Below are 7,215 nucleotides of genomic sequence, written 5' to 3'. Positions count from 1 at the left end.
CGGTGCGAACACATCAAAGTGGCCCGAGATAGCTTCTCAACTAGAGCCCGTATATAAGCAAGCATCTAACCTTCGTTAACAATACTTTTTGACAACAATAGGGAGTCCATATAAGCGTTGTGAATCACTCTTAAATTGCTTGTTATGTTCCGCCTTCAAAGTTTGTCACATTCCTTTTTATCCTTGAGCAAATTTGTAAAGGCTGTTGCCTCTGTGCGCTCAAAGTCCTGATATGCTTCAAACATGTCTCCATCTTTATATCCTAGGAAACAAAGAGCTCCTTGAATAACTGCTGTGAAAAAGGAAATAACTAAAACCAGAAAAGGAATTACGCCAAATAAGTCTAGAGCTAGAAAAACCGAAGATATCGCCATAGCAGCAAAGGAAACAACAACTTTGACTTTACTTGTAAGTGCCATAACCACTCCTTATGAATGACCACCGCACATAATATAGACATCTAATTGCACATAATGTCAGACAAATCACACTAGGCACATAACGCTTATTAACAGGCAAAAGAAGCGGGCATAAAAAAGGAGAGCCTAAGCTCCCCTTTTCTTAATCCTAATCACTAACTCTAATTAAAGAGCAGCTTTCGCCTTTTCAACTAGAACTGCAAATGCAGCTTTGTCGAATACCGCGATGTCAGCAAGGATCTTACGGTCGATCTCGATAGATGCTTTCTTAAGACCGTTGATGAAACGGCTGTAAGATAGACCATTTTGACGAGATGCAGCGTTGATACGTGCAATCCATAGTTGACGGAATTGACGTTTCTTGTTGCGACGGTCACGGTAAGCGTATTGACCAGCTTTAGTAACTGCTTGGAAAGCTACGCGGTAAACACGTGAACGTGCACCATAGTAACCTTTAGCTTGTTTTAGAACTTTCTTATGACGTGCACGAGCTTGTACACCACGTTTTACGCGAGGCATTATGCTTCTCCTAAACTAAACGATTAATAAACTAAAAAGAATTATGCGTATGGTAGCATACGAATTACTGCAGCCACTTCACACTTAGGAAGGATTGCATTTGGACGTAGCTGACGCTTGTTCTTAGTAGTACGCTTAGTCAGGATGTGACGTTTTGTAGCGTGCTTGTACTTAATACCACCAGCAGTTTTCTTAAAACGCTTAGCAGCACCTTTGTTGGTTTTCATCTTAGGCATGATGAATAACTCCGCATTGTTGAGTTGTATAAACAATAGTAATTAGGGCGAACAAACCCCGCCGTTTTAACAACGGCAGGGTTAATTACTTGCAAAGCCGTTAATTACTTCTTCTTAGGGGCAAGAACCATGATCATTTGACGACCTTCGATCTTCTTAGGGAAAGATTCTACTAAAGCGATTTCAGCAGTGTCTTCCTTCAGACGATTTAGAACGTCAACACCGATCTCTTGGTGTGCCATTTCTCGGCCACGGAAGCGAATTGTTACCTTCACTTTGTTGCCTTCTTCAAGGAAACGCGTCAGGTTGCGTAGTTTTACCTGATAGTCTCCAATATCAGTTCCAGGACGGAATTTTACTTCCTTAATCTGAACCTGTTTTTGCTTTTTCTTCTGCTCTTTAGCAGATTTGCTCTTCTCAAAGAGGAATTTACCGTAGTCCATTACACGACATACTGGTGGCTCAGCGTTTGGACTGATTTCTACCAGATCCATGCCTGCTTCTTCAGCTGCTGCTACTGCTTCTTGAATAGAAACGACACCAACTGATTCGCCATCAGCGCCAGTTAAACGAACTTCACGAACGCCACGAATTTCACCGTTTAAACGATGAGCATTTTGTTTGGCCGGTACTTGGCCGCGTCTTCCGCCTTTAATAGTTTATTCCTCCAGATTGAGCTTACGGGTAGAGATCTCGTCTTGGATGTAGGAAATAAAATCATCCACTTTAAACTTACCGAGGTCTTTACCTTTACGAGTACGTACTGCGATTTCACCAGCTTCCATTTCTTGGTCGCCACAAACAAGCATATACGGTACACGCTTCAAAGTATGTTCGCGGATTTTAAAGCCAATCTTCTCATTTCTCAAGTCCGCTTTAGCTCTAATTCCACATTTTTGTAGTTTTTGTGCCACTTCCTGAACATAATCTGACTGTTTGTCAGTGATATTCATGATTACAGTCTGTTCTGGCGATAACCAAGTTGGGAAGAAGCCGTAGTATTCTTCGATCAAAATACCGATGAATCGCTCTAGTGAGCCCAGAATCGCACGGTGAATCATCACTGGCACTTGGCGCTCATTATTTTCATCCACGTAGGTAGCGCCTAGACGACCCGGTAGGTTGAAGTCTAGCTGAACTGTACCACATTGCCATGCACGGTCTAGACAGTCATGCAGCGTGAATTCAATCTTAGGTCCGTAGAATGCACCCTCGCCTTCTTGAATTTCGTATGGAATATCCATCGCTTCAAGAGATTGCTTCAGCGCTTCTTCAGATTGATCCCAGATCTCATCCGAACCAACACGTTTTTCAGGGCGAGTAGATAGCTTAACTACGATGTTTTCGAAACCAAAAGTTTGGTATGTATCGTAAACCATCTTGATACAGCTAGTCACTTCTTCTTGAATCTGGCTTTCAGTACAGAAGATGTGAGCATCATCCTGAGTGAAACCACGAACACGCATAATGCCGTGTAGCGCGCCTGATGGCTCGTTACGGTGACATGAACCAAACTCAGCCATGCGAAGTGGCAGATCACGGTATGATTTCAGGCCTTGGTTAAAGATCTGAACATGACCCGGGCAGTTCATCGGCTTAAGTGCGTAGTCACGGTTTTCAGAAGAGGTAGTGAACATTGCTTCTGCGTACTTGTCCCAGTGACCAGAACGTTCCCACAGAACACGATCCATGATAAGTGGACCTTTTACTTCTTGGTAACCGTACTCTGTTAGTTTCGAACGAACGAATACTTCTAGGTCACGGAAGATAGACCAACCATTGTGATGCCAGAACACCATGCCAGGTGCTTCTTGCTGCATGTGGAATAGGTCTAATTGCTTACCGATTTTACGGTGGTCGCGCTTCGCCGCTTCTTCTAAACGAGTTAGGTGAGCTTTAAGCGCTTTTTTATCGTGGAATGCAGTACCGTAGATACGTTGCAGCATCTTGTTGTCACTGTTACCACGCCAGTAAGCACCAGCTACATTCAGTAGGGTAAAGTGCTGACAGAATCCCATGTGTGGAACGTGTGGACCACGACACATATCGACATATTCTTCGTGATGGTATAAGCCTGGACGATCATCACGTGCAACGTTTTCGTCCAAGATTTCCATCTTGTATGTTTCACCGCGAGCTTCAAATGCATCGCGTGCTTCCTGCCAGCTGACCTTTTTCTTGATCACTTGGTACTTAGTCTTTGCCAACTCGTGCATACGCTTTTCAATCTTTTCAAGATCTTCTTGCGTGAGTGAGTGCTCTAAGTCGATATCGTAGTAGAAACCGCTATCGATAGTTGGACCAATCGCCATTTTCGCTTCAGGGAAAAGTTGCTTGATCGCATGACCTAGCAAGTGAGCGCATGAGTGGCGTACGATTTCCAGACCATCAACTTCATCTTTTACTGTGATGATTTCTAGGCTTGCGTCTTGTTCAATAAGATCACAAGCGTCAACACGATTACCATCTACACGTCCAGCAATGGTTGCTTTCGCAAGACCAGGACCGATAGATTGAGCAACATCAAGAGTAGAAACTGGGTTGTCAAATTGACGCTGACTGCCGTCAGGAAGAGTAATAATAGGCATTTAACTGTCCTTTACAGTGGTGTTGCACACCAAGCAACACGTGTATTTTAAACGTATCTTTAACTAGAAAATCAAGGCGTTAAAGACAAGAGGATTTGTCCTTTTATATGCAAATACGGATGCACAACTCAGGAACGAGCAAGCATTGTAACGGATTAGCGTGAAATAACAATCGAAGTCACAGAAATGGCTGAAAAAAGTTCGATTATTAGTCAGAAAGCCAATTATTGAGAACCGTACGAGAGTGGTGCACCACATCACTCGCCAACAAGCCAATTTGGCCTTCTTGATGTGCCAGTTCATCTGCCGCCGCGCTATGGAGCAGCACTCCCACTTTCGCGGCATTAACCAAGCTAAGACCTTGTGCAAGCATCGCAGCGATGATCCCTGTTAGTACATCGCCCATTCCACCTGTTGCCATACCTGCATTACCCGCATAACAGACAAAGATATCCGTTTCGTCGCAAACCAAGGTACCAGCGCCCTTTAGGACGACGACACCGCCAAACTTCGCTTGCAACTCTCGCACTGCCGAGAATCGATCTTGCTCCACTTGCTTGACACCGCATTGCAGTAATCTTGCGGCTTCTCCAGGATGCGGTGTGATAATTCGTAACGGATCCCGATGGCAGTCAACAGCCAACAGGTTGAGTCCATCGGCATCAACGATTTTGGGTTTGTCGACACAGACCGTTGCTCGATAAATTTCTTGCGCCCACTCATCCTTACCTAACCCTGGGCCAATCGCAATGACATCAGCCTCTGATATCGCGTGGTGCAAAGCATCGTATTGATGGTTCCAAGCTTGAGTCATCACCTCAGGACAACTGACCTGAAGAGCGATGCTGGAATGGACATGGCATAGTGCTCTAATCAACCCAGTTCCATTACGTGCGGCGGCGCTCGCACATAATCTTATCGCACCAGCAAAACCTTCATTGCCCCCCAAACAAAGCAAGCGCCCATGATGCCCCTTATGGGCTGTGGGTTTGCGACGCGGCAATACGTCACGCATCTCATCGATATCGAGCAGAGAGCTAGACGCTTTTTCACACTGAAGAAATTCTCCGTCTACCCCCAATCCTGCGAAGTGGATTTGCCCTGTTACCTCACGCGCCTGTCCCGTCATCAAACCCTGTTTTACACCGATAAACGTTATGGTGTGATTGGCGCGTATCGCTTTGCCGAATACACGTCCCGTATCGCTACACAGACCTGACGGAAGATCAATTGATAAGGTAGGCAGATCAAGATGATTTACGCGCTCAATCTGATTCTGGAGTGGTAGTCGAACATCGCCCGAAAGCCCCGTCCCCAGCAAACCATCCACTACCACGTCAACATCGAGCCTCTCTAGGTCAAGAGACTCAAGAGAGGTAAACTCTCCGCCGCAGTTCAGCCACTCTTGCTTAGCCTTCAGCGCATCCCCCGCGAGCTTGGACTCGTCCCCGTATAGCGCTACGGTGACGTTCATGCCATCCGCTTGAGCGAGTTTGGCCACAACGAAACCATCTCCACCATTATTGCCACTACCAACGAGTATCAACAAACGTGAGGCTTGAGGATAGAGTCGCTTGAGCAAGTCATAAGCCGAACCGCCCGCACGTTGCATCAAGGTGTACATCTCTACGCCGGCGAGTTGCGCAGCACGTTGTTCGCCTCGTTTAACTTGTTGGCCAGTAAAAAGTGAACTAGGGATAGAGAGTTTCATAGTGTGTATCTTGGCTGGAATCGACTCTATAGCTTAGACGACAACGCCAAGGAGTTCCTTGGCGTTGTTGGCAAATTATTGATTTATTGACACCAGAGCTTCTGCGGTCGCGTCTTGAATTGAAAGAAACAAGGATCGGATTTCCCCTGTTGGGGTTCGCATCGGATTAAGCGTGATGTTCTGGTACATAAAATCTGCTTGCTGAGTCACTGGGCGTACGTTGCGGCACTTAAACAAGTAAGGGCGTTGTTGCCAAGTGATAAAGCTTCGACAGCCTAAATCATAGACTGGTTTGGTTTTCAATCTGAACCACTCCTGAGGAATTTCAGGGAAGAGCTCAAACAAGGACTTACCTATCGCATCATGTGCTTGTACACCACTATGATGAGTCATGAAGCCGTTCCAAACCTGAACGTTATGATCTTTGTCGAGAACGACCAGTCCTAAGTCGACATTCTGTACCATGTCGACCATCCAATGGAATTGCTCAAATTCAGCTGGAAGATTTAACATCAGAAGTCCTCCATCAAATAAGCGAGTTTGTTATCTAGCAACGGCAAAGACTCGTCGACAAACATAAACAGCAAATCACAACGAATTGAAGTGCCATCAATGTTGTAGCTGACTTCAAATGTCATGGTTTTCTTAAACGATCCTGAAGTGGAAGAAATGACCGAATCGATAGAAATATGCTGCCCCAGCAGGACGGGTGAGCTTTGGAAAAAACGCACTTCTGCTTGTTGACCAAGGCCATTGAGAAAAGAGCCCACGAGTATGTTTGACACATCCATAAGCAGTTCCAGCTCCTCGAGCTCTTCACTATCAGCGGGAACTTTCATCAATTTCTTGAGATCAGAAACACTCGAATCACTAAGTAAAACTAACGCTTCTCCGGCAATCCCCTCACCACTAAAGCCTTGGCAAACACCAGAAACCTGATCGTTTTCGGCGAGATCTCGCAACGCCATGTGAAGTTCACTCACTTCAAAAATATTGACGTTGGGTAGCGGTAAGTGAACAAACACATCGAAATGTCGCGCAAGCGCATCAGCAGCGCGGCCAATCGCGACGTTAGCGACCTCCATATAGACATCTCGACGACGCAAAATGGGTAGCTCGATGGAAACGGGCGTCACAATCCGAGGTTGAGTAACGGGTTCAACCAACTGTTTAAGAACGCTATTGAGGATATCTTTATCTATGGGCTTTTGGACAAATGCCTTAGCACCAAGAGACATCACTCGTTCTTTAGCTTTAGGTTGAATATCACCAGATACCACCACTACGGAGATATCGATGTTTCGATTCGCAATTTCCTCTAACGTACCAAAACCATCCAACTCAGGCATGGTCAGGTCGAGAAACATTAATTTAAATTCTTGCTTTTCCAGCTGTTCCAGAGCGTCTAAGCCGTGCACAGCAAAGGAAATGTCAGCATTTAGCGAAGCAGGCAGTGAGCGAGCCATTTGCTTTCTCGCTAAAGCGGAGTCATCGCATATAAGGACGGGAAAAGTCATGCGTACACCTACTCCTCTATTGGTTGTTGTAACAATCACAGTGTAGCAGACCACCGAGTTACCAAATACAGTGCATTGATGCTTTATTAGCCAAACAGTTACAAAAAAAATTAATTAGCAACATTTTAATGGTAGACCACGTGAAAATTGGCGATCTACAAATGCACTCACATTGCTAAAAATAGTTTAGCTGACTCAGTTGCTGGGTGACTAAATCTTGCCGCT

At 45.3% G+C, this 7,215-nt stretch carries 8 protein-coding genes; all 8 read right to left on the bottom strand.

Annotated features, from left to right (window positions below; genetic code table 11):
* Positions 1 to 155: 155 nt before the first annotated feature.
* A complete protein-coding gene (locus QTN95_RS16545; protein WP_331418222.1) occupies positions 156 to 419 on the bottom strand; it encodes a hypothetical protein in 264 nt (87 codons plus the stop codon).
* 165 nt (positions 420 to 584) lie between these two features.
* Positions 585 to 938 (bottom strand): 50S ribosomal protein L20, encoded by a 354-nt coding sequence (gene rplT, locus QTN95_RS16540; RefSeq protein ID WP_004401084.1) that lies wholly within the window; start codon positions 936 to 938, stop codon positions 585 to 587.
* A gap of 41 nt (positions 939 to 979) precedes the next feature.
* The gene (gene rpmI / locus QTN95_RS16535; RefSeq protein ID WP_005377932.1) at positions 980 to 1,174 is read right to left on the bottom strand and encodes a 50S ribosomal protein L35; all 195 of its coding nucleotides are present in this window, start codon (positions 1,172 to 1,174) and stop codon (positions 980 to 982) included.
* 104 nt (positions 1,175 to 1,278) lie between these two features.
* On the bottom strand, positions 1,279 to 1,830 hold the full coding sequence (infC, locus tag QTN95_RS16530; protein ID WP_269375890.1) for a translation initiation factor IF-3: 552 nt from the start codon (positions 1,828 to 1,830) through the stop codon (positions 1,279 to 1,281).
* A gap of 3 nt (positions 1,831 to 1,833) precedes the next feature.
* The gene (thrS, locus tag QTN95_RS16525) at positions 1,834 to 3,762 is read right to left on the bottom strand and encodes a threonine--tRNA ligase (RefSeq protein WP_331418221.1); all 1,929 of its coding nucleotides are present in this window, start codon (positions 3,760 to 3,762) and stop codon (positions 1,834 to 1,836) included.
* A 208-nt stretch (positions 3,763 to 3,970) separates the two neighbouring features.
* Positions 3,971 to 5,473, bottom strand: a complete 1,503-nt coding sequence (locus QTN95_RS16520; RefSeq protein ID WP_331418220.1) for an NAD(P)H-hydrate dehydratase — start codon at positions 5,471 to 5,473, stop codon at positions 3,971 to 3,973.
* A gap of 75 nt (positions 5,474 to 5,548) precedes the next feature.
* Positions 5,549 to 5,986 (bottom strand): PAS domain-containing protein, encoded by a 438-nt coding sequence (locus tag QTN95_RS16515; RefSeq protein ID WP_138973241.1) that lies wholly within the window; start codon positions 5,984 to 5,986, stop codon positions 5,549 to 5,551.
* Positions 5,986 to 6,990, bottom strand: coding sequence for a response regulator (locus tag QTN95_RS16510; RefSeq protein WP_138973240.1), 1,005 nt, complete (start codon positions 6,988 to 6,990; stop codon positions 5,986 to 5,988). The genes QTN95_RS16515 and QTN95_RS16510 overlap by 1 nt, the downstream gene beginning before the upstream one ends.
* Positions 6,991 to 7,215: the final 225 nt, after the last annotated feature.

Origin of the sequence: Vibrio sp. M260112, assembly GCF_036533775.1 — a bacterium.
Lineage (GTDB): Bacteria > Pseudomonadota > Gammaproteobacteria > Enterobacterales > Vibrionaceae > Vibrio.
This window is presented reverse-complemented; position numbering and strand designations above follow the sequence as displayed.

What these genes read in the sequence shown, in the direction of transcription:
- QTN95_RS16545 (WP_331418222.1), bottom strand. Translation starts at nt 419, where the DNA reads ATGGCACTTACAAGTAAAGTCAAAGTTGTTGTTTCCTTTGCTGCTATG.
- rplT (WP_004401084.1), bottom strand. Translation starts at nt 938, where the DNA reads ATGCCTCGCGTAAAACGTGGTGTACAAGCTCGTGCACGTCATAAGAAA.
- rpmI (WP_005377932.1), bottom strand. Translation starts at nt 1,174, where the DNA reads ATGCCTAAGATGAAAACCAACAAAGGTGCTGCTAAGCGTTTTAAGAAA.
- thrS (WP_331418221.1), bottom strand. Translation starts at nt 3,762, where the DNA reads ATGCCTATTATTACTCTTCCTGACGGCAGTCAGCGTCAATTTGACAAC.
- QTN95_RS16520 (WP_331418220.1), bottom strand. Translation starts at nt 5,473, where the DNA reads ATGAAACTCTCTATCCCTAGTTCACTTTTTACTGGCCAACAAGTTAAA.
- QTN95_RS16515 (WP_138973241.1), bottom strand. Translation starts at nt 5,986, where the DNA reads ATGTTAAATCTTCCAGCTGAATTTGAGCAATTCCATTGGATGGTCGAC.
- QTN95_RS16510 (WP_138973240.1), bottom strand. Translation starts at nt 6,990, where the DNA reads ATGACTTTTCCCGTCCTTATATGCGATGACTCCGCTTTAGCGAGAAAG.